Source organism: Salinicoccus sp. RF5 (assembly GCF_020786625.1).
In the GTDB taxonomy this organism is placed as follows: domain Bacteria; phylum Bacillota; class Bacilli; order Staphylococcales; family Salinicoccaceae; genus Salinicoccus.
This window is the reverse complement of record NZ_JAJGRC010000019.1, coordinates 1-385: the sequence shown is the minus strand read 5'-3', so window position 1 is coordinate 385 and position 385 is coordinate 1. Positions and strand designations below refer to the sequence as shown.

Genomic DNA, 385 nt, shown 5'->3' with positions numbered 1-385 from the left:
AACGCTTACTTACAGCTCCCCAGAGCATATCGGTGTTGGTTCCGTCCTTCATCGGCTCTTGGTGCCAAGGCATCCACCGTGCGCCCTTCATTACTTAATCGCAATGAAATTGTGAGTGTGCCAGCTACGCTGACACAACGCGTGTTTTTTTGAACTCTTTCGGTTCTCGGTTTTCTACGCTAGATTTTCGGTTAAAAATCATTTTTCGCATTGTTTCTATACGGTTTTCAATGTACATGATGAATAGCCAAATAAGACCATTCAAAACTGAATACAATATGTCAACGGTTCCGCTACACCTGACTGGCAGGTGTCTCCTATAATATCCTTAGAAAGGAGGTGATCCAGCCGCACCTTCCGATACGGCTACCTTGTTACGACTTCA

Annotated in this window: 2 rRNA genes; both read right to left on the bottom strand. The window is 44.7% G+C overall.

What is annotated here, in order from left to right:
* Positions 1-100, bottom strand: a 23S ribosomal RNA gene (locus tag LLU09_RS12560); the annotation flags it as partial.
* Positions 101-332: 232 nt separating this feature from the next.
* Positions 333-385: ribosomal RNA gene (locus LLU09_RS12555) — 16S ribosomal RNA — on the bottom strand; the annotation flags it as partial.